The sequence below is a fragment of the [Rhizobium] kunmingense genome, from assembly GCF_977018605.1.
In genome coordinates this window covers 964117-990982 of sequence record NZ_CDRNXG010000002.1, presented here as the reverse complement: position 1 = coordinate 990982, position 26866 = coordinate 964117, and the positions used below count along the sequence as shown (strand labels likewise).

General features: G+C 61.5%; 20 protein-coding genes. 10 read left to right on the top strand and 10 right to left on the bottom strand.

Going from position 1 to position 26866, the window contains the following annotated elements; genetic code table 11:
* Positions 1–302: 302 nt before the first annotated feature.
* The 4 genes from AC0JZ4_RS23075 to AC0JZ4_RS23060 form a co-directional block, all read right to left on the bottom strand.
* Positions 303–1892 (bottom strand): TerC family protein, encoded by a 1590-nt coding sequence (locus tag AC0JZ4_RS23075; protein ID WP_471888803.1) that lies wholly within the window; start codon positions 1890–1892, stop codon positions 303–305.
* A gap of 527 nt (positions 1893–2419) precedes the next feature.
* Entirely contained in the window at positions 2420–3265 is an 846-nt protein-coding gene (locus AC0JZ4_RS23070; protein ID WP_471888802.1) for an undecaprenyl-diphosphate phosphatase, read from the bottom strand.
* Positions 3266–3465: 200 nt separating this feature from the next.
* Positions 3466–4770: a sensor histidine kinase gene (locus AC0JZ4_RS23065; RefSeq protein WP_471888801.1), complete on the bottom strand. Its 1305-nt coding sequence runs from the start codon at positions 4768–4770 to the stop codon at positions 3466–3468.
* A complete protein-coding gene (locus AC0JZ4_RS23060; RefSeq protein WP_471888800.1) occupies positions 4757–5452 on the bottom strand; it encodes a response regulator transcription factor in 696 nt (231 codons plus the stop codon). Before AC0JZ4_RS23060 ends, AC0JZ4_RS23065 begins: the two co-directional genes overlap by 14 nt.
* A 372-nt stretch (positions 5453–5824) precedes the next feature.
* Between AC0JZ4_RS23060 and AC0JZ4_RS23055 the strand changes: the two genes are divergently transcribed.
* The 9 genes from AC0JZ4_RS23055 (at position 5825) to AC0JZ4_RS23015 (ending at position 12906) form a co-directional block, all read left to right on the top strand.
* A complete protein-coding gene (locus AC0JZ4_RS23055; protein ID WP_471888799.1) occupies positions 5825–6007 on the top strand; it encodes a hypothetical protein in 183 nt (60 codons plus the stop codon).
* A 257-nt stretch (positions 6008–6264) separates the two neighbouring features.
* Entirely contained in the window at positions 6265–6897 is a 633-nt protein-coding gene (locus AC0JZ4_RS23050) for a (2Fe-2S)-binding protein (RefSeq protein ID WP_471888798.1), read from the top strand.
* Between the two features lie 2 nt (positions 6898–6899).
* Positions 6900–7892, top strand: a complete 993-nt coding sequence (locus AC0JZ4_RS23045; protein WP_471888797.1) for an FAD binding domain-containing protein — start codon at positions 6900–6902, stop codon at positions 7890–7892.
* Position 7893: 1 nt separating this feature from the next.
* Positions 7894–10107, top strand: a complete 2214-nt coding sequence (locus tag AC0JZ4_RS23040) for a xanthine dehydrogenase family protein molybdopterin-binding subunit (protein ID WP_471888796.1) — start codon at positions 7894–7896, stop codon at positions 10105–10107.
* 138 nt (positions 10108–10245) lie between these two features.
* Positions 10246–10995 (top strand): SDR family oxidoreductase, encoded by a 750-nt coding sequence (locus AC0JZ4_RS23035; RefSeq protein ID WP_471888795.1) that lies wholly within the window; start codon positions 10246–10248, stop codon positions 10993–10995.
* Positions 10996–11028: 33 nt separating this feature from the next.
* Positions 11029–11520: a DUF6152 family protein gene (locus AC0JZ4_RS23030; protein ID WP_471888794.1), complete on the top strand. Its 492-nt coding sequence runs from the start codon at positions 11029–11031 to the stop codon at positions 11518–11520.
* The gene (locus AC0JZ4_RS23025) at positions 11514–11984 is read left to right on the top strand and encodes a DUF6644 family protein (protein WP_471888793.1); all 471 of its coding nucleotides are present in this window, start codon (positions 11514–11516) and stop codon (positions 11982–11984) included. Before AC0JZ4_RS23030 ends, AC0JZ4_RS23025 begins: the two co-directional genes overlap by 7 nt.
* Positions 11968–12588, top strand: a complete 621-nt coding sequence (locus AC0JZ4_RS23020; RefSeq protein ID WP_471888792.1) for a dioxygenase family protein — start codon at positions 11968–11970, stop codon at positions 12586–12588. The genes AC0JZ4_RS23025 and AC0JZ4_RS23020 overlap by 17 nt, the downstream gene beginning before the upstream one ends.
* A 90-nt stretch (positions 12589–12678) precedes the next feature.
* Entirely contained in the window at positions 12679–12906 is a 228-nt protein-coding gene (locus AC0JZ4_RS23015) for a hypothetical protein (protein ID WP_471888791.1), read from the top strand.
* A 2-nt stretch (positions 12907–12908) separates the two neighbouring features.
* Here AC0JZ4_RS23015 and AC0JZ4_RS23010 read toward each other — a convergent pair whose 3' ends face one another.
* The 4 genes from AC0JZ4_RS23010 to xylF all read right to left on the bottom strand — a co-directional run bounded on the left by AC0JZ4_RS23010 (position 12909) and on the right by xylF (position 17259).
* Positions 12909–13346, bottom strand: a complete 438-nt coding sequence (locus tag AC0JZ4_RS23010) for a winged helix-turn-helix transcriptional regulator (protein WP_471888790.1) — start codon at positions 13344–13346, stop codon at positions 12909–12911.
* Between the two features lie 100 nt (positions 13347–13446).
* On the bottom strand, positions 13447–14610 hold the full coding sequence (locus AC0JZ4_RS23005; RefSeq protein WP_471888789.1) for a sugar ABC transporter permease: 1164 nt from the start codon (positions 14608–14610) through the stop codon (positions 13447–13449).
* Between the two features lie 35 nt (positions 14611–14645).
* Positions 14646–16178, bottom strand: coding sequence for a xylose ABC transporter ATP-binding protein (locus AC0JZ4_RS23000; protein WP_471888788.1), 1533 nt, complete (start codon positions 16176–16178; stop codon positions 14646–14648).
* 64 nt (positions 16179–16242) lie between these two features.
* The gene (xylF, locus tag AC0JZ4_RS22995; protein WP_471888787.1) at positions 16243–17259 is read right to left on the bottom strand and encodes a D-xylose ABC transporter substrate-binding protein; all 1017 of its coding nucleotides are present in this window, start codon (positions 17257–17259) and stop codon (positions 16243–16245) included.
* Between the two features lie 510 nt (positions 17260–17769).
* Here xylF and AC0JZ4_RS22990 point away from each other — a divergent pair.
* A complete protein-coding gene (locus AC0JZ4_RS22990; RefSeq protein WP_471888786.1) occupies positions 17770–19266 on the top strand; it encodes a S10 family peptidase in 1497 nt (498 codons plus the stop codon).
* Between the two features lie 34 nt (positions 19267–19300).
* On the opposite strand, the gene AC0JZ4_RS22985 is transcribed toward AC0JZ4_RS22990, so the two are convergent.
* On the bottom strand, positions 19301–21046 hold the full coding sequence (locus tag AC0JZ4_RS22985) for a sulfite reductase subunit alpha (RefSeq protein ID WP_471888785.1): 1746 nt from the start codon (positions 21044–21046) through the stop codon (positions 19301–19303).
* A 39-nt stretch (positions 21047–21085) separates the two neighbouring features.
* On the bottom strand, positions 21086–26578 hold the full coding sequence (locus AC0JZ4_RS22980; RefSeq protein ID WP_471888784.1) for a glutamate synthase-related protein: 5493 nt from the start codon (positions 26576–26578) through the stop codon (positions 21086–21088).
* Positions 26579–26866 lie beyond the last annotated feature (288 nt).

Here is a 26866-nt window from a genome sequence, read left to right as displayed (position 1 = left end):
CGATCACCTCCACGGCCTGATCGAGGCCACTACACGGGCATTCACCGGGCGCAATCGCGATCTCGGCGATCCGAGGATGAGAACACTCAGGCCTTTTCCGACCTGCCTGGCCATGCGGGTGCCATCGTGCTTTCCGCCGATAGCCGCTGCCACGGCGCCTCGGGTTCGCGCGCCGATGGGACTGCAATCTGATCCGACAAGACTGGCCGGGCACGGCTGAAACCTGGCCCGGCAGGCGATATGCCGATTGCGCGGACGGGCCGAAACAGCCCGCCCGTATTTTTTCAGTATCGCCGGTTGGCTCAGATAGCCTCCTCTACCAGTGCCTGCACGGGCGGCTGCTCGCCTTCCTTCCTGATCCTCACCTTGTCGATATTGCGACCGTCGAGGCTGACGATCTCGTATCGCAGGTCGGCATAGACGACACTTTCCCCAGCCCCCGGCAAATGCCCGAGCCGCCAGAGCAGGAACCCGGTGAGGGTGGAATAGCGGTCGGCGTCGTCCACCAGATCGACTTCGAGAAGCCTTGAGACGTGTCGGATATCGATCCATCCATCGACCAGAACCGAACCGTCCTCGCTACGTTCGACGACCAGTTGATCCTCGTCGTCATCAGCGAATTCGCCGGCGATCGCCTCCAGAAGATCGGTCGGCGTAACGAGACCTTCCATCTGGCCGAATTCGTCGAGAACGATCGCGACCTGTACCGGGGACTGGCGCAGCTGTTCCAGAAGCCGCAAGGCGTTGACGCTCTCGTGCACGACGAGCGGTTGGCGCAAAGAGCGATCGAAATCGATCCGGCCGCTTTCGATGAGATCATGCAGCAGGTCGCGGGCAAGGGCGACGCCGAGGAAATTATCGAGACTGCCGCGCGCGATCGGGAAACGGGAATGCCCCGATTCGAGCACCTTGCGGCGCAATTCCTCCTGATTGTCGTCGATATCCAGCCAGTCGATGTCCCGCCTCGGCGTCATGACGGATTTGGCCGGGCGATCCGCCAGTGTCAGCACGCTTTCGATCATTTCGTGTTCGACCGGGGTGAACAGCTCGTTCTCCGTTGCACGTTCGGCGATGACGTCTGCGGCCTCACCGAGAGACGCTTCGCCGCGACGGCTGCCGAGCAACGACAGAACAGCGCTTGCGGTCCGCTCCCTCAGATCACCCGTCGACATGAAGCGCTCGCGGTTTCGCCGGCCAATCTGGTTGAACGCCTCGATCAGAACCGAGAAGCCGATCGCAGCATAAAGATAGCCTTTCGGGATATGGAAGCCGAGACCTTCGACCACCAGCGAAAAGCCGATCATCATCAGGAAGCCGAGGCATAGAATGACCACGGTCGGATGCTTGGAGACGAAGGCCATCAGCGGCTTCGAGGCGATCAGCATGACGCCCACGGCAACGATGACGGCAATCATCATGACCGAAAGATGCTCGACCATGCCGACAGCGGTAATGACGCTGTCGAGCGAGAAAACGGCATCGAGTACGACGATCTGAATCAGGACCTGCCAGAAGACGGCATGTTCGACCTTGCCTTCCTTGGGACCGGAATGCCCCTCCAGCCGTTCGTGCAGCTCCATCGTGCCCTTGAACAGCAGGAACACGCCGCCGAACAGCAGGATCAGATCGCGCCCGGAGATTTCAAGCCCGGCAACGGTGAAGAGCGGCGCGGTGAGGGTGACGATCCAGGCGACGGAAGCGAGCAGCGCCAGACGCATGCCGAGCGCAAGGCTGAGGCCGATAAGACGCGCCCTTTCGCGCTGATGCTCCGGCAGCTTGTCGGCCAGGATGGCAATGAAGACGAGATTGTCGATGCCGAGGACGATCTCGAGAACGATCAGGGTGGCAAGCCCCGCCCAGGCGGCAGGGTCGGACATCCATTCGAATATCATGACGGGTTCAATGACCGCTGCAAAAGCGGTCGCTCCTTATGTTGGTTGATCTGGGAAATATCGACGACCGCCGGAACAGGTGACGGCAGGAACGATCGGCCTTCATGCGCGACCGCGGCTCGCGCGCAATCGCGCGCAGATGTTGCGGGAAGTTTCGAGGTCTGTCCGATCGTGGACGGGGCATGGTAGCTGCCGGGGTCCGGATCGGACCGACGTATTCGGCTGTCCATCGTGTCGCCTAAAGCCTCATGGTTTCGGCGAAACCTGGCCGATGGAAAGGTGACCTCGGCACAGCGCTTGCGGGAACCGACGCGGTGATATCGCATGAGCGGACTGCCTGCCTTGCGGCAATGCCTATCTCCGCCTCGACTAAGGCTGCTGCGATGGCGCGCGATTGCAAGAAATATCCCTTGTGCTTCATTCGGCCTGCAGGCAGATCCGGCGAGACTGACGACACGCACTTTCTCATGCGATCCTGACAACAGCCTGATGAACCGAGATTTTCCCGGAGCGACCACTTGCGGCGCCTAATAGAGGAGCATCGGCGAGCCATCTGGAGAGATGACCTTCGCCGCCAAAAGCAGCAGGATGAACGCGCCCAGGGCAATGCGATAATAGACGAAGATGGCGAAGGAGCGCGTCGACACCAGTTTCAGAAAACCGATGATGACGGCGTAGCCGATCACGAAGGCCGTCAGTGTTGCGATGGCCGTCTCGACGCCACCGACAGCTTGCGGCTCACCGGCCGATCTTGCCAGTTGATAGATGCCGGAGCCGAAGACGGCGGGGATGGCCAGCAGGAAGGAATAGCGCGCCGCGGCCTCTCTTGTGTATCCCATCGCCAGCCCGGCGCTGATCGTGCCGCCGGAGCGGGAGACACCAGGGATGAGGGCAAGCGCCTGGGCCAGACCGAACAGGATGCCGTCACGCCAGGTCAGATCCGAAAGCGCGCGACGACGCTTTCCATAGCGGTCCGCCAATCCGAGCACGACGGCAAAACCGATCAGCATCGTCGCGGTTATGTAGAGGTTGCGCAGCGCGGTCTCGACATAGGACTGGAACAGGAGGCCGAGAACGATGATCGGCAGCGTACCGATAGCGATCATCCATGCCAGCCGCGCCTGATCCCGCTCGTGCGGGTGACCGAGCAGTTGGCGCAGCCAGGCAAGCGACAGTCTGACGATCTCTCGGCGAAAATAGATGACGACGGCGAGTTCGGTGCCGATCTGCGTTATCGCGGTGAAGGCCGCGCCGGGATCGGTGCCGGATGGCAGGAACTCCCCCAGTATTCTCAGATGCGCACTGGAGGAGATGGGAAGAAACTCGGTCAGCCCCTGCACTGCACCCAACAGGATCGCTTCCCAGAATTCCATATCCGTCTCCATTCCAATGCGTCGATTAGGGTGGACACACCTTTTTGGAGAAGGCGAGGCCGGCCCGTATCGCTGTCCGGAGGCAATTCAAGGACGCAGAACCGTTACCGGCCTTGCGCAAAATTTGCCTCTGGGCGCACCTAGCAGGAGAAACTGACAGACGCCTGATGACCTTCAACGAATTGGCGGCAGCCGGTCATTCATGTTGCCGCCAGACAGGGCAGCGACAGGCGAATACGGAAATTCGGCGCTTCGACAAGGTCGGCCTCGCCTCCGACATTGCGCATGATCTGGCGGACGATCGAAAGGCCCAGACCTGACCCATCGCGGCTCTGCTCGCCCTTGCGGAAGCGTTCGAACATCTGTTCGAACCAGTCCGGGTCGGGGCCGGGACCATCATCCGCGATCTCGATAGAGCATTTTTCGGCCGCCTGTCGTGAAAGCGAAATCGTGACCGTACCCTGACCGTGACTGAGGGCGTTTTCCAGAAGATTGCGGATAGCCTGGCCTATGAGAACGGAAGAGGCGTGGATCATGATCGTTTCATCCACGTCGATTTCGATCTGCCGGCCGGCGTCATCGTAGATCGGCAGGATATCGGCTGCGACCCCACGCACCAGCCGCGCCAGATGAAGCGGGCTGGCAGACACGGCCGAAGCGGATCGGCTGTCGGCACGCGCCATCACCAGCAATTGCTCAACAAGCCGCTGCATCTGCTGCATGTCGCGATCGAGAGACAGCCAGTCGATCGCACCGTCCTGCCGCGCCTTCTGCAGGCGCAGGCTGAGGACGGCAAGAGGTGTCCTCAATTCGTGCGCGGCATCGGCCGTAAAGCGTCGTTCAGCCTGGTAGGCCGTCGCAAGACGATCCAGCGCCTCATTCGCCGAAGCCGCAAGTGGCACGATCTCTATGGGCAATTCGTCGAGCGGTATGCGGCGGTCCGGGTGTTCGACGCCGATCGACTTTCCCAGCTCGGCCGCCCGCTCGACGCTGCGCAGCATCCAGCCGATGAGCAGGGACATGGCAAGAAGCGACACCGCCGCAAGCCCCGCGATGAGGAGCGAGCTTCCCGTCAGACGATCGCGGAATATCTGGCATAGCTCTTCGCACTCCTCCCAGTCGTTACGCGCCAGCACAAGCACATTGCCGCCTTCGACAGCCCGCCCGGTCGAGGGCTGGCGCTGATCCAGCGAGGCTGATCCCGCAGGCCGGAACGGCAGGGGCGTGATATCCGGCGGCGAACTCGCAATCAGCGTGCGGTTGCCGTCGTAGAGGCTGAAACGCCAGTCGGACTGGGAGAAACGGTGCGGGAGCTGCGCAAGATTGCTGCCATCAGGCATCAGGTCGACGCTTGCGAGAATGACCGCTACCTGTTCGTTGAAGACATGTTCACGCAGGTCGCGATCGAGATCGAGCAGGTAGATGACCACATTGCCGACCCCGAGGCCGAACACGATCAGCATACCGGCGATCAGGCGACCGCGAACGCTTCTAGTCCATATCATCGGCGGCCGCGCCCATCAGCATCTTGTAGCCTATGCCACGAACGGTCACGATCTTCACATCCGCATCAAGGGAGGCGAGCTTCTTGCGCAGGCGCGACACGATGGCTTCGATTGCATTGGGCGTTACCGCCTCGTTGACCGTGTAAAGCCTGTCCTCCAGCTGGTCCTTGATGACGACACGGGGTGCCGCCCGCAGCAATTCTTCGAGAAGTGCATATTCGCGGCGGGCAAGCTCAACCGCAACTCCACTCACACGCGCATCCTTTCGCGCGGCCTCCAGAGTGACGTTACCGAAGTGGAGAATTTCGGACTGGAGCCGGCCCGGCCGCCGCAGCACAGCACGGACGCGCGCTTCCAGCTCGCCCCAATCGAAAGGCTTAACGACATAATCGTCGGCTCCGGCATCGAGACCTGCGATACGGCTGTCGATATCGTCACGAGCGGTCAGAACGATAATCGGTAGCGAGCGATTGGCGGAAGAACGAACGGATCGCAGCACCTCGACCCCGTCCATCCTGGGCAAGCCCAGATCCAGAACCACGACGTCATAGGGGACGCGCTTGATGGAGCTCAAGGCGTCGACGCCGTTTCGCGCCGTGTCGACGATGTATCCGGCGCGGCCAAACTGCTCTTCCAGCATTTCCGACAGAGAAACATGGTCCTCGACTAAAAGTATCCTCATGGCTCTCCCTGACGTCACCTGCAGCTGACTACTCCATCGCCGATGACGACGCATTCAGCTGACCGCCGTCGATTAAATGCGCCATAACAGACATTTGCACAATCCACAGATCGGCGCTCCGGCTGCACCCGTACGCAAGGGGTGAAAATCAAGGGTGACGAAAGAGCGGGCTGAACCATCCAGATCCCCGAACCATAAAATACTCATTCGTCAGGATGCTGTCAGAAGAGAAGGCAATACTTATCTATACTTCGCCTCGAGGGAAATGACGTGCAGACGTACCACATTGAGTTTCAGACTATGAATGGCGTGAACGAAACCGTATCGGCATTGGAAACGGATTCCGTAGCCTCGGCTTTTCGGGACACTGTGATGGCCCTACGCGAAATCATGGCCGAACATCTCGCCCTCGGGAAACGGATGGATATCAAGTCGGCGACGATCCGTGACGAGCACGGCAAGATTGTCTCCAGACTACTTGCTCTTGACGTCTTGAAGGAGACTTTCATGTGCCTGCAGTCTCCCGACATTCGTCCGGCGCTCAGTATTGTCTAGACGCTGAAGCGCCTGAGCAACGGAAAGCCGTCACGCCCTGCGACGGGTGGCATTGAACGGCGGGCTGGCCGCCTCCGGTCAGGCGGATAAAATTTCGTTGGCGAAATTGTTATCGGATGAAAATCCTATCAATTCAGTTAGCTAACCGCGCGGTTCGTGGGTCTCCGAGAGGTGCCTTCTTCTTTTTCGGAACCGGTCACAGCACCTTCCCCTCACTCTAAACCGGCAGGAGTCGGCAGATTGAAAGGGAGCACAGCATGCATGATGGTTGCGAAAGTGATAAGGAAACAGACCTCTCCGGAGTAACCCGGCGCTCCGTTCTGAAACAAGGCGCGGCAATCGGCGCGCTGACCGCAACCGGCTTTGGTGGCCATGCGCTGGCGCAGGATGCTGGCCCCGCATTGCCGGCCGCGTTCCGCGCGGATGTCGATGTCGCCTTCCGCGTCAACGGTACAGCCAATTCGCTGACGCTCGATCCGCGCAGTTCGCTTCTCGATGTGCTCCGCGACCAGCTTGGGCTGACCGGCGCAAAGAAAGGTTGCGACCATGGACAATGCGGCGCCTGTACAGTGCATGTCGACGGACGCCGTGTGGCATCCTGCATGACGCTGGCGGTGCAGGTTGACGGTCTCGATGTCACGACGATCGAAGGCCTGTCGACCGACGATGACCTGCATCCGATGCAGCAGGCCTTTATCGATCACGATGCGCTTCAATGCGGCTATTGTACGCCGGGGCAGATCATGGCGGGCGTCGCCTGCGTTCGCGAAGGACATGCGGGATCGCCGCAGCAAATCCGCGAGTATATGAGCGGCAATCTCTGTCGATGCGGGGCCTATCCGGGGATCGTTGCCGCCATCCAGGATGCGGCCCGGACGATGGAGGGCTGACCATGAAGCGTTTTGATTATGCACGCCCGGCCGATATCGGCTCCGCGACGGCCACCCTTGTCGGCGCCGGTGGCGATGCCCGGGTGATCGCCGGCGGCACCACGCTGTTCGATCTCATGAAACTCGATGTCGAGGCACCGACCCGTATCGTCGATATCAATCGCCTGCGGGAACTCTCCGCCATGGATACGTCGGGAGACGAACTCCGCTTCGGCGCTCTGGTACGGATGGCGGACGCCGCCGAGGATGCCCGGCTGAAGGCCGAATTTCCGCTGCTTTCCGAAGCGCTCTGGAAGGCGGCATCGCAGCAATTGCGCAACATGGCGAGCCTTGGCGGCAATCTTCTGCAACGCACGCGCTGCGCCTATTTTCGCCATGGCGCACCGTTCGCCTGCAACAAGCGCGCACCGGGCTCCGGCTGCGCGGCCATCGATGGGGCCAACCGGTCGCATGCGCTGTTCGGCGGCTCGGATGCCTGTATCGCGACCTATCCCGGCGATTTCGCCGTCGCGTTGATCGCCATGGATGCGGTCATCGACATTGTCGGGTCGAGCGGGCGCCGCAGCCTGCCGATTGCGGAGCTTCACCGGCAACCCGGTGCCAGCCCGCAGCGGGATGCAACGCTCGAACCGGACGAGATCATCGTTCAGATTCGCATTCCGGCGAATGCGGTCGGCAGGGCGTCCACCTATCACAAGATCCGCGATCGCGAATCCTATGCCTTTGCCGTGGTCTCGGCGGCGGCCGCCGTGCGACTGGAAGCCGGTGTCGTTGCCGACGCCCGCATCGCACTCGGTGGCGTGGCAACTGTCCCCTGGAGGGCGCGCGAGGCCGAGCGATCACTGATCGGACGCAGCCTCGACCAAGAGAGCGCGATGCAGGCAGGGCGTATCGCATTCGAGGGCGCCGCCCCGCTTCGACACAATGCATTCAAGATCGAACTCGGTGCCAATGTCGTACGCGACGCACTGGTCATCGCAGCCGGGAGAGCCTGACATGAGCCGCAATTTCTATCCCGAAATCGCCCGCGTGGATGCTCGCGACAAGGTTCGCGGTGCAACGCGCTTCGGCACGGACGCACGACCGGAAAACCTCGTTCACGGCGCCTTTGCCGTGTCAACCATCGGCAAGGGACGGATCGTCGCGATCGACAGTGCGGCGGCGACAGCCTTGCCCGGTGTGACGCTTGTCCTCACCCATGCCGATACCGGTCAGCTGAAGCCGGCGCGCTTTCTCATGGGCGGCGGCTATGCGTTCCAGTCGCATTCGCCGATATTGACGGCAGATGTCTTCTATCGCGGCCAGCCGGTGGCGCTCGTACTGGCCGAAACGCTTGAAACCGCGATCGAGGCTGCTGCGCTGTTGCGCATCGACTATGAGGCATTGCCGTTTGCGGCAAGCATCGACAGCGAACTGGCGGACCCGGTGGCCCAGGCATCGGCGCCGATGGCTTATCCGCTGGAGGACGTCTCCGTCGGCGATGCGCAAACTGCCTATGACAACGGCACGGTCAAGGTCGATTCCACCTACCGGATGGAGAGGCAGTTCCAGAACCCGATGGAACTGATCGGCACGGTCGCATCCTGGGATGGCGACCAGCTGACCATCCATGAAGGGACGCAGAACGCCGGTGGCTGCAAGTTCGGCGTTGCCGACCAGCTCGGCATCAGCCCGGATAACGTGACGGTCATCTCGCCCTTTATCGGCGGCGGTTTCGGGCAGAAGAATGCCGTACAGTCGCAACTCGTCCTGGCCGCCTTCGCCTCTCGGCAGATCGACAGGCCGGTCAAGATTGTTGTGCCGCGACGGCAGCTGTTTCATGACGCGACGTCGCGTCCCGCAACCCGGCAGCGGGTACGGCTGGCCGCCGACCGTGACGGTCGCCTCCAGTCGGCGATCTATGATGTCGACGCGCAGACCTCGATGCTCGATTACTTCCCTGCAGAACATGCCGACACGGCCGCCCGTTTCTATGGCTATCCGAACTTTCGCAGTTTCACCCGGCTGATCCGCACGGACGTCTCCACGCCCGGCTTCATGCGCGCGCCGTTCGAACATGCCACCGCGTTCGCCATCGAAAGCGCAATGGACGAATTGTCCTATGAGCTCGATATCGACCCGATCGAACTCAGGCTGCGCAACGACACAGTCGTCGATGTCGTCAGCGGCCTGCCGCATTCGTCACGCCATGTCGCCGAATGCCTGAGACGCGGCGCAGACACGTTCGGATGGAGCAGGCGCACCCCGCAACCACGATCGATGGTGGCCGAAAACGGCGATCTGATCGGCATGGGTGTGGCGATCGGCCTCTATAGCGGTTCGGGCGGTTCTGCGCGCGCGCGGATCACTGCAAGGCGCGACGGCACGGTTCTGGTCAATGTCGGCATCCACGAAATGGGGCAGGGCGCGATGACCGCCATCACCAATGTCGTGTCCCAGCGGCTCGGTGTCGCGCCTGCCGCAATCACCGCCATGGTCGGCGATACCCGCGGAGTACCGCCGCCGTTGACGGCCGGCTCATGGGGATCGACATCCGCAATTCCGGCCACGGAAGCAGTCTGCGATGCACTGTTGAAGGCGATCTCGGACGCGGGTGTCGACACCTCTGACAAGGCCATACCGCTTGCCGAACTGATCGCCCGCTCGGGCCGGGACCGTATCACCGCGGAGGCATCCAGCATCGCGCCGGGGCAGAATCCGCAGGTGCTCGGACGTACCGACACGGGGCGCGTCGCGCCGATCGGCCCCGTTTATACGGATTTCATCGCCTTCAGTTATGCCGCTCATTTCGTTGAAGTGCATGTCGAGGCCTCGACCGGACGCATCCGCGTGCCGCGGGTCGTCAGCATGTTCGATTGCGGTCGCGTGCTCAGCCCTCGCACGGCACGCAGCCAGGCGATCGGCGGCGTTGTCTGGGGCATCGGCGGCACGCTGCGGGAAGGCGGGGAAATCGATGCGCGCTACGGCGGCATCATGAATGCCGACATCGCCGAATACCTGATCCCGGTCAACGCCGACATCGGCACGATCGAGACCGGTTTCATCGACGAACCCGATTTCCGCATCAACCGGTCCGGGGTGAAGGGGCTCGGCGAAGTCGTCATGGCAGGTGTGGCCCCGGCGATCACCAACGCCGTTTATCACGCTACCGGCATTCGCGCCCGTGACCTGCCGGTGCGGCTGGAGGCGCTGCTGGGGTCCGGCACGTAAGATATTGGTCCGGGATGGCATGCACCAAGCCATCCCGGAGCCTTAAAAAAAATCATCACTTACCAAAAGGTGCCTACTTCCTAAAAGAGAGCTATAGTTCTACCTTGTCTTCAGTTACCAAATGACGAGGACCTGATCATGGATTTTTCGAAAGCGACAATACTCATCACCGGCGGCAATTCCGGCATCGGCAGGGGGCTTGCGGAAGCACTTGCAGCCCGCGGCGCCCGCGTACTGATCACCGGCCGGAATACGGCATCGCTCAAGGCCACGCTGGATGCCAACCCGACCATGAGCGGATACGAACTGGATGTCAGCGACGCCGACGACGTTACCCGCTTCGCGACAATGGTGACGGAGCGCCATCCCGACCTCAACGCCGTCATCCACAATGCCGGCATCATGCTGATCGAGGACGTTCTGGCCGACAGCTTCGATCTCGGCATCGTCGAGCGGACGATCGCCACAAATTTTCTTGGACCGATCCGGCTGACAGCCGCCCTGCTGCCGCATCTGCGTCGTCAGCCGAATGCCGCAATCGTTACCGTTTCCTCCGGTCTCGCCTTCGTGCCGCGGGCGGATACGCCGACCTATGGCGCAACCAAGGCGGCGATCCATTCCTGGAGCCAGAGCCTGCGGCACGAGCTTCGCAGCACGAATGTCGAGGTTGTCGAAATTGCGCCGCCGCTGGTCGCCACCGACCTGACGCCCGGCCAGTCCAGCAATCCGCGTGCGCTGCCGCTTGCCGACTTCATTTCCGAATCCGTTGACCTTCTTTGCGCAGATCCGACGCCCGCGGAGGTTCTGGTGCAGAGGGTAATGCCACAGCGGACCGCAGAGCGGACGGGCAACTTCGAAACCGTCTTCGGCATGATCAACCCGGTCTGAGCGCTGACCACCCAACAGAAAGAGCAGCCTGAAATGCCATTCAAATCACTCGCCAAGCGCCCCATGGCCACGATCCTCGGATTGTCGATGACTATCCTTGCCTCCTTTGCCTTCGCGCATCACGGCTTTCAAAGCCGGTACGACATGGGCAACCCGATCTGGATCGAGGGTGAGGTGACGGCCGCCTATTTCGGTAACCCGCATTCCGAACTGACCGTCTCGGTGGCAGCGGACCTGAAAGTGCCGCGGCCGGCGCCAACTCTTGGCCCGGCCTCGTCCTTCCTCAACAACGCCGCGCTGAACGTCCCCGCGGATCTCCCCGGCAAGGCGATTGAACTCGAACTGCCGCCGACGGCGCAATATGCAAACCTGGGAGACCGCATCTCCGTCGGCGATCGGATCGCTGCCGTCGCAATCCGCAACTGCGAAGCGCCTCACCAACTGAACGTCCAGTGGCTGCGTCTGGCGGATGGCAGTATCGAAAGCCGCCAGGCGGCGATGAGCTACATGGTCGAGCAATGCTGATAGACGGCTTTCGATACGTCGAAACGCTCGGCCTCATCAGCCATCTCCGTTCATCCACCCTTGCCTATGCGACGGTGAACGGATTGCATATTCTCGGCCTTGCGGTCCTCGTCGGCGCAATATTGACCTTCGACCTGCGCGCTTCCGGCCTCTGGAAGCGCGATCGCTGGCGGGAAGGTCTCGATGTGGCGATCCCCATTGCCGGAACAGGGCTGCTGCTGGCGATCTCAACCGGGATGCTGCTGTTTGCCGTGCGTGGAAGCTATTACGCATCGCTCACAGTGTTCCTGGTGAAGATCGGCATTCTGGCGGTCGGCGTCGTGAATATCCTTATCTGTCATCGGCTCATTCGCAAATGCACAAGCGAACATCCACCCGTCGGCATCCGGATTTGCGCCATGACATCTGCGGCAGCGTGGATCTCGGCGGTCTTTGCCGGGCGCTGGATTGCATTTGCGGGATAAAGGAAAGGGCTCGGAGATGATGCGGAAAACCCGGCGGACGATTTTGAAGACACTGTTGGCGGCGCCGCCCACCCTTCTTGTCGGCAGTGGAAAATCATTGGCCGAAAGCGCAGCGCTGCCATTGACGCCGGCCTGTGTCGGCGAGGCAGCTGAGACGCTGCAACAGACAGAAGGCCCGTATTACCAGCCGAATGCGCCCCTGCGCGGCACGCTCGGAGCACCATCGGAAGGTCAATCGGCCTTCACCGTTTGCGGCTTCGTGACAGACACGCGCTGCCGCCCTGTGGTGGGAGCGATCGTCGAAATCTGGCATGCCGACCATGAGGGAAACTACGACAACCGGGGATTTTCCTGGCGTGGGCACCAGTTGACGGACGAAGCGGGGCGGTGGGGTTTCGACACGATCGCAACCCACCATTACGCCTTCCGCACGGCGCATTACCATTTCCACGTCAAGGCCCCGGGGCGGCCGCTCCTGACCACGCAGCTGTACTTTCCCGGCCATCCTCGCAACGCCGGAGATCCGATTTTCGATCAACGTCTCGTGATGGCGGTCGAACCCAATGCCGCAATTGGCCGGTTTGACTTCGTCGTCGCCGCCTGAGGCAAAAGCGTTGCCTCATATCCGCTCGATTTCATCGCCACTCGCCGAGGCAAGAGGCTGATTACAGATTGGAAACGCAGGAGAAAGCCAATGCCCTGTATGGTGACGATGCGCAGAGCCTTGAACGAATTCTGCGTCGATCAATCGATCCCGGTAGACAGTCCTCTGGCCATCAATGCGGCGCAACGCATCGTCGGCCTTGCCTATCACGACCTGACCTCGTCGCAGCTCCGCGACGAGCTGGATCAATGGTATCGGGAATTCGCAAGCCAGGACGCCGTTTCAACGGCCGCACGGCGCAAGAGGTCGATGATCTGAAATCAGTTATCCTGGCTGTCGAAGGAACTGCGTGCTCCATCGACGGCATCATGGTTCTCGATCGCCCAGATCCAGACGTTGCAAAAGGCCGCCCCGAGCGTAAGACCGAGCGGCGAGAGGCTGTATTCCACCTTGGGCGGCACGGAAGCATAGATCTTGCGGATCACCAGCCCGTCGCGCTCCATCCGCCGCAACGTCTGCGTCAGCATCTTCTGACTGATGCCGGTAACGTGGCGGGCTATTTCGGAAAACCGCAATGTGCCTTCGTCCCACAGCGTATCGAGAATGATCACCGTCCACTTGTCGGCAAAGCTGGCAATCATCTCTCGAACGAGAGCCTCGATCTTCGGGTCGACATCCTTTGGATAATCACGCGCCTTGTAGGATTGCGCGCGTTCCAGATCAGCCTCCGAATAGGTCAAGGTTTGGGGCCGGGCCATGCCGTATATCTCCATTAATCTCCCTCGGATACTTAGTAGGGAAAAGAGAGCAGGTCAATGTGAAGTGTCGTGATCACATGACCGTAGACGACGTTGCCCCTCAAGCCCGTTTTGCTCCCGACGAGACGATGTCCAGATAGACGGCGATGACGAGAATGATGCCCTTGATGATCTGCTGCCAGAACGTGTCGACGCCGAGCATGGACATGCCGTTGTCGAGGCTGGCCATGATCAGCGCCCCGACCAGTGCGCCGATGACCGAGCCGACGCCGCCGCGCATCGATGTGCCGCCGATGAAGCAGGAAGCGATCGCATCGAGTTCGCCGCCAAAGCCTGCGGACGGTGTGCCGGCAGCAAGCCGTGCGGTGGTGGTGATGCCGGCCAGCGCCGCCATCAGGCCCATCAGCCCGAACACCGCCATCTTGACCAGATTGACGTTGACGCCGGAAAGGCGCGTTGCCTCCGAATTGGAACCGACGGCGTAGATATAACGGCCGAACACCGTTCCCTTGGCGATGATGGTGAAGATGCCGAGCACGAAAAGCAGCATCAGGACGGGCACGGGAATGCCCTGATAGGAGTTCAGTACCAGAACGAAACCGAGAATGAAGATGCCGATGACGACGAGCCGGACCATTTCCATGAGTGCGCTCGGCACCTGCAGGTTATGTTGGAGGCGTTTTCGCCGGGTCCTGAGCGCCATGAGCAGCAGCACGGCAAAAAGCAGGATGGCGCAACCGTTGCCGAGCCAGCCCGGCAGGTAGCCCTGGCCGATATAGCGCAGGCTTGGCGACACGGGGGCAATGGTGATGCCGCCGGTCAGACCGAGAACGGCGCCGCGAAAGGCCAGCTGTCCGCCAAGCGTGACGATGAAGGACGGAATGCCGAGATAGGACGTCATCCAGCCGTTCATCAGTCCGAGTGCTGCGCCGGCGAGAAGCACGAAGGAGACGGTTCCCGCCAGAGGCCAGCCATAGACGGCATCGAGAATTGCGGCGATACCGCCAAGCAGGCCGAGGAGCGAGCCGACCGAAAGATCGATCTCGCCCGCGACGATGACGAACACCATGGCGGCGGCAAGAATACCGGTGATCGCCATCTGGCGCAGGAGATTGGAGAAATTCCGGGCCGTCAGAAAGCCCGAGACGCCGGTATCGGTATTATAGGTGAGGTAGCCGAACAGCGCCCAGATCAGCGCGACGACGATCAACAGGGCTACGATCTTGTTTTCGGAAAGAAATTTTCGAAAATTCCTGCCATTCATGTTCTTACGCCTTCCAAAGCCGCTGCCGTTTTGTTTCAGGCGACCTGTGCGGGCTGGCCCAAGGCCGCCGCCAGCACCTGTTCCTGGGTCAGGTTGTCATTGACGAAATCGCCACGAAGCCGTCCTTCGCCGATAACGAGCACGCGGTCGGATATGCCAAGAACCTCGGTCAGTTCGGATGACACCATCAGGATTGCGACGCCGGCCTTGGCGAGTGCGAAGATCAGCTTGTAGATCTCGTATTTGGCGCCGACATCGACGCCGCGGGTCGGCTCGTCGAGAATGAGGATGCGCGGTTCCGGCAGCATCATCTTGGAGAGAACGGCCTTCTGCTGGTTACCGCCGGAAAGCGACGCAATCGGCAGCATCGGATCGGCCGTCTTGATCTTCAGCCTGACGATTTCGGCCTGAATCTGCGCCAGTTCGTCATGCTCGTCGATCATGCCGAGCCTTGAAAAGCGGTTGAGCACCGAAACCGTCATGTTATGGCCGACGCCGATGATCGGCAGGATGCCGCTGCGCTTGCGGTCCTCGGGGACCATGCAGATGCCGGCCTTGACCGCATCGCGCGGCGAACGGATGGTGATTTCCCTGCCGTCGAGCGATACCGTTCCCTTGTGCGCGGCCGGATAGGCGCCGAAGAGGGTCGACACCAGTTCGGTACGGCCCGCGCCCACGAGCCCCGCAATGCCGAGAATTTCCCCCTTGCGGATCTGGAACGACACGTCGTCGACGACCTTTCGGTTCGGATTGGTGATGTCCCAGCAGGAAATGTTGCGCGCCTCGAGCACGACTTCGCCGATGGCATGCGCCTCCTTGGGATAAAGGTTCTTCATCTCGCGGCCGACCATCATGGTGACGATATTGGCCGTCGTCAGCTCGCTCATAGGGCGGGTGGCGATGTGGGTGCCGTCGCGGATGACCGTGACCGTATCAGAAATTTCGGCCACTTCATCGAGCTTGTGGGAAATGTAAACGCAGGCCAGTCCCTCGGCCTTGAGGCTCTTGACGAGATCGAGCAGGGTGCGGATTTCGGTTGCCGTCAGCGCCGATGTCGGCTCGTCGAGGATGAGAAGCTTGGCATTCTTGTTCAATGCCTTGGCGATCTCGATCAGCTGCTGCTTGCCGCCGGAATAGTTGAGAACAGGAAGCGCCGGGTTGATGTCGTGGACATTCAGCTTGGCCAGCAGTTCCTGCGCGCGCGCATTCATCGCATCGTAATCAAGAAAGCCGTGATTGCTGATTTCCGAGCCGAGAAAGATGTTTTCCGCCACCGACAGATGCGGCACCATCATCAGTTCCTGGTGGATGATGGCGATGCCGGCCCTTTCCGTCTCGCGGATGGAGGCGGCCTTCAGTTCCTTTCCTTCCCAGAAAATCTCGCCCTCCCAGGTGCCGTAGGGATAGACGGCGGAAAGCACCTTCATCAGGGTGGATTTTCCTGCACCGTTTTCACCGCACAGACCGACGCATTCGCCGCGCCGCACCTGCAGATGGATGCCGTCCAGCGCTTTCACGCCGGAAAAGCTCTTGGAGATATTCTTCATCTCAAGAAGATATTCGCTCATCGACCCCTCGTAATCTGGTGGAAGACCTCGGGACCGGCATTGATCCCGAGGTCGTTCGCCGTCGTCACTTCAGGCCGATCTGCTCCTTGGTGTAGAAGCCGTCCTTCACATAGATATCGACATTCTCCTTGGTCACCGCCGTCGGTGTCAGCAGAAGCGTATCGACATCCTTCGTGCCATTGTTGATCTTCGAGGTGAAGGCCGGGGTCTCGCCCTTGACCAACTGCACCGTCAGTTTCGCCGCCTCTGATGCGATCAGCTTCAACGGTTTGTAGACCGTCACGGTCTGGGTTCCGTCGAGCAGGCGCTTGACGGCGGCAAGGTCGGAATCCTGCCCGGAAACCGCCGTCTTGCCGGCGAGGCCCTGTGCGGCGAGTGCCTGGATCGCGCCGCCCGCAGTGCCGTCATTCGACGCCACGACGGCATCGATCTTGTTGTCGGCGGCCGTCAGCGCGTTCTCCATGATCGAAAGCGCTTCCGTTGGGCTCCATTCCTTCACCCATTGGGAGCCGACGATCTTGACCTTGCCGGCGTCCACAGCCGGCTTCAACGCGCGTTCCTGGCCCTCGCGCAGGTATTTCGCATTGTTGTCGGTCGGCGATCCTCCCAGCAGGTAATAGTTGCCCTCCGGCTTGGCCTTGAGCACGTTTTCCGCCTGCATGAAGCCGACCCGTTCGTTGTCGAACGAGATATAGGCATCGATATCGGCATTGAGGATCAGCCGGTCATAGGAGAGAACCTTGATGCCGGATGCCTTGGCATCGGCAACCACGGCATCGAAGACCTTGGAGTTCATCGGCACGATGACAATCGCATCGACACCCTGGGCGATCAGGTTTTCAACCTGCTTGACCTGTTTTTCCTCGTTGCCGTCGGCCGACTGAACGCTGACCTTGGCCCCCAGGCCTTCGGCCGCCTCGATGAAATAGTCGCGGTCGCGCACCCAGCGTTCGACGCGAAGATCGTCGATCGAGAAGCCGATGACCGGATTGTCGGGAGAGGCCGCGGCCGGGCCGGTGGTTGCCAGAAGACCTGCCGCGAGACCGATCGCCGCCGTCGTGAGCAAAAGATATTTCGTCATGATTTCCTCCTCCTTGAGTATCTGCTTGATTGCTGGTTAGCAGCCACGCGACGTCGCGCATGCGAAAGCATGCGACCAAGAGTCATGGCTGATGTCTGACTGCTGTCTCTCTTCCCTCGCCACGCTCCGACGCGGCCTCAAATGTCGCGCGAAAAATTCGGCGAACACCTCCTCCGGCTGCAATTGATACGAGCCTTCCGCTCGCTTGCAAGGTCGATTTTGACGCACGTACCTCAGATGCGACAATATGTCGCATGCCCAGCATCAGCCTGGCACATCTTCCAAAAAGAATAGGGCCCGCAGGCGCAACCGATGCGCGGCCGCTCGCGGTCACCGCGCGTGCCTGTCTGCCCGCACTTCTGCGTGAGATCGGTCGTGAATGCTTATATCTGCCTGATCCCTGTGTCACGTTCGCCAGCGAGAAGCCTTGTCGCTCGATGGCACCTTACCTTTCTGCGCGACTAGCGCCGGCGGGCCCCGCCACCGCATGGTATCCTGATGGAGACGTCGATGAAGATCAGCAAGCTCGTGCCGACGGCCGCCCTACTGTTCGCTACCGCGGTCACGCCGCTGATGGCGCAGGAAACAGCCGTGCCCTCTCGGCAGAATTCAGCCCCTTCCGGCATACTTTCGCTCATTCCGTCGGATTCTACGACCCGGCATACGATCGAAACGAAGACGGGAGCGCTCGATTACTCGGCAACGGCCGGCACGATCGATCTTTTCGAACAAAGCGGCACGGTTGGCGCCAAGGTGTTCTACACCGCATATACCGCCCAGGCGGACGATCCGAGCCGCCCGCTGACCTTCGCCTTCAACGGCGGGCCGGGTGCGGCTTCTGCCTATCTGCATCTTGGCCTTGCAGGTCCCAGAATAGTCGAACTCGGCCCCGGCGAAGGAGACGGTACGACGCCCGAACTCGCAGATAATCCCGAAACCTGGCTGCGGTTCACCGATCTGGTCTTCATCGATCCGGTCGGCACCGGCTGGAGCAGGGCCGCAACCGCCGACGCGGCCGAGCGCTACTGGGGCATTGCCCAGGATGCCGAGAGCCTCGCCAAGTTCATCGCACTCTACATTCAGAAACAAGGCCGCCTGACCTCGCCAAAGTATCTTCTCGGCGAGAGTTATGGCGGCTTTCGCGCTGCCAAGGTCGCGACCAGCCTCAAGAACTCGCAGAGCATCCTCGTCTCCGGCATCGTCATGGTTTCGCCGTTGATCGACAGTCGGCTGCTTTCGGACGCCGACGACAACCCGCTGATTGCCGCCCTGCATCTGCCCTCCCTGGCCGCTGCCGAATACGAGAGAAAGGGAGCCTTCTCCGTCGAGAGCGTGCGGCAAGCCGAGCGGTTTGCCATGACCGAATACCTCGTGTCACTGGCCGGAGCGCCGCCGGCACAAGACGTGGGCCGCATCTTCTACGAACGCGTTGCGGAACTGACGGGGCTTGGGCCCGAGACCGTGGCGGCAAGCCGCGGATACGTCGCCGGTCTCTACGCCAAACAATCCGGCGGCGAGGGCAATGTCGTCAGCCCTTATGATGCCGGCCAGTCTGCTGCCGACGCCTATCCCGGCCAGACCAGCGTCGGCAATGATGACGTGATCCTCGACGGCTATTCGCGCGCCTATGGTGCCGCCTTCTCCTCCTACGCTCACGACGACCTGAAATTCCGCAGCGAGATGACCTATACATTGCTCAACAGAGAGACGAGCCGCAGATGGGATTGGGGCAGAGGGAGGGGAAGCGCCAATGCAGCCGGCGACCTGCGCGACCTCTTGTCCGTCATCCCATCCTTCCGGCTGGCGATCCTTCACGGCTATAGCGATGTCGTCACGCCGTTCGGCGCCAGCCGATATGTCATCGACCAACTGCCGCTGTCGCTGAGCCGGCAACGCACCAGCCTGCACCTCTATCGCGGTGGTCACATGTTCTACGGAAACCCCGCCTCACGAGCGGCAGCGTCTGAGGACGCCCGGCTTTTCTACGAAGCCGAACGGTCGCAATAGCAAATGAAAGGATCGAGGCAGGTCTGGCTGCAGATCAGTAGACGTCGCGCAGATAGCGCTTGTCCTTTTTCAGACCGTTCAGATAGTCCGATGCTCTTTCGGCCGTCATGCCGCCATGTTCGGCGATGATCTCAGCGAGCGCCATATCGACATCACGCGCCATGCGGCTGGCATCGCCGCAGACATAGAAGGACGCACCGTCCTCCAGCCAGGAAAACAGCGCCTTGCCGTTTTCCTTCATGCGGGTCTGGACATAGATCTTGGCGTCCTGATCGCGTGAGAAGGCAAGGTCCAGGCGGGTGAGCAGGCCATCGCGGCTCATGACGGACAATTCGTCCTCGTAGATGAAGTCGCTCTCTCGGCGCTGGTCGCCGAAAAACAGCCAGTTACGGCCCTTTGCCCCGCGCGCGCGGCGCTCCTGGAGGAATGCGCGGAAAGGGGCGATGCCCGTGCCGGGACCGACCATGATCATAGGCGCGTCGTCATTGCCCGGCACGCGAAACGCCTTGTTCTGCGAGACGAAAATGCCGGCCTTCGTACCCTCCGCAACGCGGTCGGCCATATAGGTGGAGCAGACACCGCCGCGATCGCGACCCGCGGCGTGGTAGCGTACGCTTGCGACGGTCAGATGCACGCGGCCATCCGCCTCCTTCGGGCTCGAAGAGATCGAATAGGCGCGGTGCTGCAACGGCTTGAGGAGGCCGATGAAATCGGCAGCGCTCAGACCTCCCTGGGGTATGTGTGAGACGAGATCGAGTGCATCCTTGCTCCACAGGAAGGCATCGAGGGCCTCCTTGTCGGCATTTCGGACGATATGGGTGAGCTCCTCGTGACCGGCGCGACGTTCGACCTCGGCGATCAGGTCGCGCGATGGCGTCGAGATTTCGTAATGGGTCGAAAGAAGCGCGGCCAGCGCCGAGCCGTTGATCTCGGCGTCGGGCGACGCGCCAAGCCTTGCAATCAGCAGATCGACCAGCGCCGGATCGTTGACCGGCATGACGCCGACGGCGTCACCCGCCTCGTAGGCAAGCCCGCTATCGCCGAGATCGAATTCGAAATGGCGGATTTCCTTGGTCGAGGAAGAGGCGGACAGGCAGCGATTGACCACAACGGTCGCGGCGTAAGGGTTCTTGCGGCTCCAGCCGGTCTGTTCCCGCAAAGGCGCTCCTGTGGCGGCTGCGACAACTCCGGCGGCAGGCTTTTCCGCGGCGAGCGGCAGCGTCCCACCAAGCCAGGCTGCGGCGGCATCCTCGAAATCGATATCGCAATCGAGGCGGGCAGCGATGCGGGTGGCGCCCAGCTGTTCGAGACGCGTATCGATCAGCTTGCCCGCCTGGCAGAACCCATCATAGCCGGTATCGCCCAGGGCCAGCACGGCAAATTTCAGACTTTCGAGCCGCGGCGCCGTTTCGGCCGACAGGGCCTCCCAGAAAAGCTGGGCATTGTCCGGCATCTCACCCTCGCCATAGGTGGAGGTAACGATCACCACATGGCGCATGTCGGCCAGAGCATTCATGTCGATATCGTCGAGCCCCTGTACCTGCGGCGCCATGCCGAGCGCCCTGGCCGACGCCGCAGCGTCCATCGCCACCTGTTCGGCATTGCCGGTCTGGGTGCCGTAGAGGATGTGGATCGGCTGCGCAGCGCCAGCGGCAGGTGCAGTGGCCGCGCTTTCGCTAGCGACAAGCCGCGAGTTGAGGCCGGCCATGAAACCGGCCAGCCAGGCACGCTGGTCGCTGTTGAAGGGAGCATCCTCAGGGATATGCGGTATGATCATCATGCGGCTCTTAACATCTGGGTGCGGGCTTGCTGGCGCGTCTCAACGGGCAGTCGCGAGGCCGCCGATGGCCTTGGCTGCGAACAGTTCCTCGAAGCTCGGGATGCGGCCGATCCGCTCCCGGTTGCTTTCCGTCTGGCGGATGATCCAGCCATAGGTGCCGGGGCTGTCGATCGACAGCGTGTTGCGGCCGGCAAGCGCCTGCCTGTAGTCGGTCAGCCGCTTTTCCGAAACGAGGACGGCAAGATCCGCATCGTCATAATCGGCGATCGCCTCGCGGGCATACCGCGAAAGCTTCTGCATCAGCGCGAAATCCTCGGTCAGGATCAGGTTGCGCACCGCCTTTTCCACCGCCGGCTCGGATGGTCCGAGTGCATTCGGCACGCGCGCCATGGCCAGCGACTGGGCCATGGAAAGCACAGTGTAGTTGTTCAGCAGCGTGAACATTTCGTCGGTATCCGTCTCGCCATGGCCGGGAGCCCTGCCGTTGAGGATCGGCTTGCGGTCACGATAGGCGAGCTTGAACTTGCGCACCTGATGGCCGGCAAGCGCGGTCGCCAGTTCCTCCACCAGATCCTTGCGGCTCTTCGCCTTCAGAATGGCATCGCTATCCTGATAGAGAAGCAGGGCACGGGGCAGTGCGTAGACGAAGTTCGAGCGTTCGCTTTCGAAATTGTCGAGCAGCCAGCGCGCCTTTTCCGATCCTGTCGCTTCGAAATGCCATTCCAGCATCATCCGGATCGCGTCCGCATGGAAGGTGACATAGGGGTCGGACGCATCGGCGATCGAGCCGATCAGGATGGAGTCGTGGCTCATCTTCTTCGGCAGATCGCGATAGGGATCGTACTGGTAAAAGAAGCCGCCGCTCATGCCGTTGCCGACGCCCTTGCCGAACGACCCCAGGTTGAGGACTGCGCCGTTGGTCATGTATTCGCAGCAGAAATCGCCGACGCCTTCGACGACGGCGGTGGACCCGGAATTGCGTACCGCGAACCGGTCGCCGGCCTGACCTTCGACGAACAGACGGCCGCCTGTCGCGCCGAACAGGGCAAAGTTTCCGATAAGCACGTTGCCGTCCGCCTCTGCCGAACCACCGCCCGGCGAGCGCACCGAGATCGTGCCGCCGTTGGCGCTCTTACCCACGCCGTCATTGCAGGTGCCGGTATGGGTGAGCATCATGCCGTCATTGCAGAAGGCGCCGTAGGACTGGCCGGCCGAACCGGATGTGGAAATCCTGACCGACCCCGCATCGAGGAAGCGCCGACCGCGCTTGTCCTGGCGTATGGCAGGCAGATAGCGCGCCTCAGCATCGCTGAGTTCGTAATTCAGCATCCGTTCGATATCGACCGAAAGCTGGCCGCCGACGCTCTTGTTGCAGTTGTTGAGATGATAGTTGCCGCCGAGTTCGACCACCGGCAGGCCGCCGTCGATCAGTGCCGAGCGCACCATGTCGATGAAGGCATCGTCGACCGCGTAATCCTTGTCCATGTAGACGGGATCGGTAATCTTCACCTCCTCGACCACCTGCAGCATCGCGCGGAGGTCAAGCTGCCCGACGCTGGACGGGTGATCGAGAAGATGAAGAAGGTCGCTGCGCCCGCGTGCTTCGCGGAGCGATCTGAAGCCGAGAGACGCAAGGATTTCCCGCGTTTCGTGCGCGATGTTGAGCAGGTATTGCGCCAGAGCGCGGGGATCGCCGTCAAAGACCTCGGCATTGGTGGTGAGGCCGGCCGGGCACTTGATATTGCAGTTCTTCGCCATGACGCATTTCAGCATCATCAGCGCCGTCGTGCCGAATTCGAAGCTGTCGCCGCCGAGAAGCGCCGACTTGACCACGTCGCTCGCCGTCTGATGCGCGCCGGAGCAGCGCAACAGCACCTTCTGCCGCAGGCCGTTGGCGCAGAGCGCCTGATGCACTTCGGCAATGCCGATTTCGGCGGCGCGGCCGGTATATTTGAGGCTGGTGACCGCAGCTGCACCCGTGCCGCCGGTATTTCCTGCGACATTGATGACATCCGCACCCGCCTTGGCCACGCCGACGGCGATCGTGCCGATCCCTTCCGACGAGACGAGCTTGACGATGACGCGCACGCGCGCCGCCTTGCAGTCATGGATGAGCTGCGCCAGGTCCTCGATCGAATAGGTGTCGTGATGCGGGGGAGGGGAGACCAGTTCGACGCCAGGCGTGCCGCCGCGGGCGGCGGCGATCTCGACCGTCACCTTGGCAGCCGGCAACTGACCGCCTTCACCGGGCTTTGCGCCCTGGCCGATCTTGATTTCCAGCTCCTCCAGCATCGGATCGGCGAGATAGCCTGCCCAGATGCCGAAACGCCCGGAGGCGAACTGCTTGATGCGCGAGGCGCGGATCGTGCCATAGCGAGAAATGTGCTCGCCGCCTTCCCCGGAGTTCGACATCCCGCCGACCATATTGGTGCCATGCGCGACCGCTTCATGGGCATTGGACACCAGCGCGCCATGGCTCATGGCACCGGAGGCTAGAAGGGGGGTGATCTCGCTGGCCGGCTGCACCTCGTCGAGCGAAACGCCGGCGGGCGCGGAGCCTAAAAGCTTAAGGTAGTTGAGGGCCTGTCCCGCCGCGTGAACGGCAAGCGCGCCGCCTTCCAGCCAATGGCCGAGAATATCGGTTCCGAAACGGGCAACGAACGACTGGCCAAGCGCCGCCAGCCGCGCAAGGTCGCCACCCTGGGGGCCGGTCAGTGTGAGGCGGAACATATCCTCGGGCATCGCCTCGCAGGTCAGTCCGCGCACCAGAAAACTGTTGTTGCCCCTGCGGGAAAAACGCTTCATTTCCTTGCGAAAATCATCCGGCGAGCTGGCATAGGTAACGTCCGCCGGGAAGGCCAGAACGTCGCGCAGGGCCGCCGGTCGACGCGATCGCTCTTCCGTCATCATCCGGGCGAATGCACGATATCCGGGCGTGATTGCGAAGCGATTGATCGCTTCGGGCGAAAGGCGATCGTAGCTGTTGTTGGCATAGGCTGCATCATCGATGCCGAAGGCGTCGCCCAGGCGGTTGAGCGTCAGCAGCCGCAGGAAGGGGTCCTCCTCGCCATCCGGCTCAGAGAAGGCGACCTTCTCCTCGGTCATGTCGACGAAACCGCGTACGGCTGTCGTGCCGAACGAATGGCCGGCCCCCTCGGCGCGTTCCTTGAACAGGCCGAGCAACGGAATATCGTTCTCGTTCTTCACAGTCAGCGCCTTGGCGTGCCAGTCGGCGACCGCCTGGGCGATCACCTTGAAATCGACGCCGCCGACCGGCGTCTTGACGTTGGGGAAGTAGCGATTGAGCACCGGATCGCTGGTGTCGAGGAAGTTGGGTTCGAAGAACTCGCCGCCCACATAACTTTCGGCAGTGCATAGGCCGACCTTGCCCATGGTCTTCATCAACGACTTTTCAGCCGCCTTGGCGAAGCGCTTGAATGCCTTGTCGGCTTCTGCCCCGAACTTCTCCTCGGCGCGAAACTGCACGCCGAGCGGATAGACGGCGGAAGCGCCGAAACCGAGGGCGGCGGCGACATGGTGAGAGGATGAGATCTGGCCGCTTTCGACCACGAGCGAGACACGCAGGCGCGCGCCTTCCTCGATGAGCTTCTGGTTGATCGCCGAAACGACGAGGATCATCGGCAGGGCGGCGCGGTCGCGCGCCACATGCCGGTCGGTGACGACCGCAATGCCGCCTTCCTCGCGGGCAAAGGCGGCGACGGCATCGCAAAGCCTGCCGATACCAGCTTCGAGCGCCTGGGCGTTTGCCTCCGCATTGTCGAGAACCGGTGTGTACAGCATCTCGAAACGGCGGAGCGGCGTCTCCGTCTGCTCGCGCAGCTTCAGCATGTCTAGATGGGTCAGAATGGGGGAGGGTACGACGATCTGGCGGGCGGCCTTCGCGCCGATATTCGGCTTGGCGCCGAGCGCGATCCTCAGCGTCATGCCGTCGGCCTCGCGAATGCTGTCGAGCGGTGGGTTCGTCACCTGGGCGAAACGCTGCGAGAAATACTTCGCGACGCCCCCCTCCTGGTCAGACAGCGCGTTGATGGCATTGCCATAACCCATGGCGGAGATCTTCTCTGCGCCGGTTGCCAGCATGGGATCCATCAGGAACTTGAAGCTTTCCTGATTATGGGAATAGGCGACGTAACGCTGGTGACGCTCCATGTCGCCATTGTAGCGCAAAGGCGAGCCCTGCGCTTCGGCGGGAATTTCCGGCAGGTCGGAAAGCCGTACGCGGGCATCGACCACCAGATCGCGATAGGGCTTGCGGGCTGCCAGCATTTCCAGCGCCTCGACAGTGCCGAAAGCACGCTTTTCGACATGGTCGTAGACCAGCATTCCGCCGGCCTCGATGCGACCGCGGCTCAGGACGGTCTCAGGCGAAAAGGCGATCTGGCCCGCCTCAGACATGACGCAGAGATAATCTTCCGTCTCGACGGTACGAAGCGGCCTGAGCCCGAGGCGGTCGAGGCGGGCACCAATGACATCCCCATTGCCGAAGATCAGGGCGGCCGGGCCGTCATTCTTCTCCTCATAAAGCGAGAAATATTCGAGCATGGCGGCGACATCGGCCGATAGCGTGTCGTCATTCTCCCAGGCCGGCGGCATCATCGAAACCACGGCAGTGACGAGGTCGAGGCCATCCTCCAGTACGCGCGACTGCAGAGTCTGGTCGAGACGGCAACTGTCCGACTGGCCCTTGGGGCGGATGATCGAAGCGTTCTTGGCGGCCGCGATCGCGGCTTCCGACAAGCGGTTCTTGCGATCGGTATTCAACTCGCCGTTATGCGCCATCTGGCGGAAAGGCTGCGCCATCGACGGATGCGGATCGGTGTTGGTGGAAAACCGCGTGTGGAAATACATGGTGTGGATCGTGTGATCCGGGTCCACCAGGTCGCGGAAATAGGGGATGACCTCGTTGGAGTTGAGGCGCCCCTTCAACACCTGCGTACGGGCACTGAGCGATATCGGGTACAGGCCGGCGAGTTCCGGCCGCGTATAGGCCTCAGCTTCGATCGCCAGCAGCGCCTTGTGGATGCGGAAATCGAATTCCGCCTGCGACGCAGTCTCGCCGTGACAGCCGAAAACCCATTGACGGATGGTCAACTGGTGACGAATGGCGACCGGGCGGATCGCATCGTTCTCGACAGGCACATCACGCTTCAGAAAGGTTTCGAAACCCTGCTCGGCAAGCATCATCTCCACGACGCGCTCAGCCTCTTCATGAAAGGCCGGATCGGCGGGCAGGAAGAAGTTGCCGACACCGAACCGGCGCGGCTCAAGATCCGGCCTGCCGGTCAGCTTGCGAAAGAAGCCGAGAGATAGGTCCACGGAAATGCCGGCACCGTCACCGACCCCTTCTGCCGACATGCCGCCACGATGCGGCACCGCACACAGCGCTTCGTGGCCTTTGAGCAAGACGTCATGGGTTTGCACCCCGTCCTTTCGCGTTATGAAGCCGACGCCACAGCTGCTTTTCTCCTGCGCAGGATCGTAGAGGCCGAAAGGCGATTCATTCGGTTGCATGGCGCGACTCCTGCCGAAATTAAGTCAGTTGTACTGACCTAAATAACAAGATTTAAAGAGTCAAGTTTAAAAGATTGTGCGGCGCAGCGATGCAATCTTCACATGCGAAAAGGTACTGGCGCGAAGGGGCGAAAATCGGCTCGGAGCGGGCTCTCGAAAACGCGCCGCGGAATGTCGCACCAGGACAGGTCTTCAGCCGCATCGATACGGGCCGGAAGCATTTCATTTACCGGGGTGCGCCATCTTGTCACATGGGCTCGGTTGCAGTACTCCAAGCCCTCAAGGCCG

What these genes read in the sequence shown, in the direction of transcription:
- AC0JZ4_RS23030 (WP_471888794.1), top strand. Translation starts at nt 11,029, where the DNA reads ATGCCATTCAAATCACTCGCCAAGCGCCCCATGGCCACGATCCTCGGA.
- AC0JZ4_RS23025 (WP_471888793.1), top strand. Translation starts at nt 11,514, where the DNA reads ATGCTGATAGACGGCTTTCGATACGTCGAAACGCTCGGCCTCATCAGC.
- AC0JZ4_RS23035 (WP_471888795.1), top strand. Translation starts at nt 10,246, where the DNA reads ATGGATTTTTCGAAAGCGACAATACTCATCACCGGCGGCAATTCCGGC.
- AC0JZ4_RS23005 (WP_471888789.1), bottom strand. Translation starts at nt 14,610, where the DNA reads ATGAATGGCAGGAATTTTCGAAAATTTCTTTCCGAAAACAAGATCGTA.
- AC0JZ4_RS23070 (WP_471888802.1), bottom strand. Translation starts at nt 3,265, where the DNA reads ATGGAATTCTGGGAAGCGATCCTGTTGGGTGCAGTGCAGGGGCTGACC.
- AC0JZ4_RS23010 (WP_471888790.1), bottom strand. Translation starts at nt 13,346, where the DNA reads ATGGCCCGGCCCCAAACCTTGACCTATTCGGAGGCTGATCTGGAACGC.
- AC0JZ4_RS22980 (WP_471888784.1), bottom strand. Translation starts at nt 26,578, where the DNA reads ATGCAACCGAATGAATCGCCTTTCGGCCTCTACGATCCTGCGCAGGAG.
- AC0JZ4_RS22985 (WP_471888785.1), bottom strand. Translation starts at nt 21,046, where the DNA reads ATGATGATCATACCGCATATCCCTGAGGATGCTCCCTTCAACAGCGAC.
- AC0JZ4_RS23015 (WP_471888791.1), top strand. Translation starts at nt 12,679, where the DNA reads ATGCCCTGTATGGTGACGATGCGCAGAGCCTTGAACGAATTCTGCGTC.
- AC0JZ4_RS23040 (WP_471888796.1), top strand. Translation starts at nt 7,894, where the DNA reads ATGAGCCGCAATTTCTATCCCGAAATCGCCCGCGTGGATGCTCGCGAC.
- xylF (WP_471888787.1), bottom strand. Translation starts at nt 17,259, where the DNA reads ATGACGAAATATCTTTTGCTCACGACGGCGGCGATCGGTCTCGCGGCA.
- AC0JZ4_RS23060 (WP_471888800.1), bottom strand. Translation starts at nt 5,452, where the DNA reads ATGAGGATACTTTTAGTCGAGGACCATGTTTCTCTGTCGGAAATGCTG.
- AC0JZ4_RS23045 (WP_471888797.1), top strand. Translation starts at nt 6,900, where the DNA reads ATGAAGCGTTTTGATTATGCACGCCCGGCCGATATCGGCTCCGCGACG.
- AC0JZ4_RS23065 (WP_471888801.1), bottom strand. Translation starts at nt 4,770, where the DNA reads ATGATATGGACTAGAAGCGTTCGCGGTCGCCTGATCGCCGGTATGCTG.
- AC0JZ4_RS23055 (WP_471888799.1), top strand. Translation starts at nt 5,825, where the DNA reads ATGGCCCTACGCGAAATCATGGCCGAACATCTCGCCCTCGGGAAACGG.
- AC0JZ4_RS23000 (WP_471888788.1), bottom strand. Translation starts at nt 16,178, where the DNA reads ATGAGCGAATATCTTCTTGAGATGAAGAATATCTCCAAGAGCTTTTCC.
- AC0JZ4_RS23075 (WP_471888803.1), bottom strand. Translation starts at nt 1,892, where the DNA reads ATGATATTCGAATGGATGTCCGACCCTGCCGCCTGGGCGGGGCTTGCC.
- AC0JZ4_RS23050 (WP_471888798.1), top strand. Translation starts at nt 6,265, where the DNA reads ATGCATGATGGTTGCGAAAGTGATAAGGAAACAGACCTCTCCGGAGTA.
- AC0JZ4_RS22990 (WP_471888786.1), top strand. Translation starts at nt 17,770, where the DNA reads ATGAAGATCAGCAAGCTCGTGCCGACGGCCGCCCTACTGTTCGCTACC.